Origin of the sequence: Pseudomonas sp. TWRC1-2, from assembly GCF_049896685.1 — a bacterium.
In the GTDB taxonomy this organism is placed as follows: Bacteria; Pseudomonadota; Gammaproteobacteria; order Pseudomonadales; family Pseudomonadaceae; genus Aquipseudomonas.
In genome coordinates this window covers 1-928 of record NZ_JAFCUU010000024.1, presented here as the reverse complement: position 1 = coordinate 928, position 928 = coordinate 1, and the positions used below count along the sequence as shown (strand labels likewise).

At 62.9% G+C, this 928-nt stretch carries 1 pseudogene; it reads left to right on the top strand.

The features are described from left to right. A pseudogene (locus ACP7B3_RS29595) lies at nt 1-928 on the top strand (type IV secretion protein Rhs); the annotation flags it as partial.

The following is a 928-nucleotide window of genomic DNA, read 5'->3' as shown; positions in this document are numbered from 1 at the left end:
GCGCCTGGTATGCGCGGGCGCTGGATTCGGTCAGCCATGCAGCGGACATGCCGTCGTTGCTGGGGATGGACAGGGTATTGCGGGTGGGGGATTCGCAACGTTCCTTCAGCATTTCCGATGCGGATTTTTCCACCGTTGCGCGCTGCTCGGCGGGTGGCGAGCTGAAGATCGAGAGCAAGTTCGAATCGGTGTACGACGTGCCGATCGGCAAAATCCCGGTTGAGGTTATCCGCCTGGAGGACGGCAGTTCCACGCAGATCATGCTGGATGAACATGGCAAAGGCTCCCACACCTGCGTGGCTGGCGGGCGCTATCAGGTGCGGGTACAAGGCGGTGTCTCCACGCAGCAGGTAGACGCGTTGTTTGCCTCCTACGCCGGGCTGACCGCAGACCTGGAGCAATGGCTGCGCGAGCAATGGAACGGCTTCAAACCGTCTTGGCAACAATCGACAGCCAGCGCGATTGGCAGCGGCGTTCTGGCGGGCAGTTGGGCGGCGATCCGGGACGTGTGGGACAGCATCAAGCTGGTGCAGGCGATTCTTGCAGACCCCATGAAGTTCGGCGAGCAACTGGGTGCCGAGGCCGCCAAGTTGGCGCAGTTGGCCACCGATGCGCCGCAAGTCATGGAAAAGGCCATGTTGCTGGCCAGTGATGAGGCGGCGCTGTACCTGATGGTGCGCACGACGATGCTGTGGTTGGACGCGTTGCCACCGGGCGAGACGGCCGAGGCGGCGGCGGGGTTTGCGGTGTCGCTGCTGATCGACCTGGTGATTGGCGCCGTGTTGATGATCGCGCTGCCAGCGGCGGGTGTGGCGTATCTGAGCTTGCGGTTGGTCAAGTATGGCGCGCGGATACTGAATGCGGCGGTGGGCTTTGTGCGTGGCCTGCTCGGGATTCTGAGCAAGTTCATGCAGGCGGTGGATCGCTA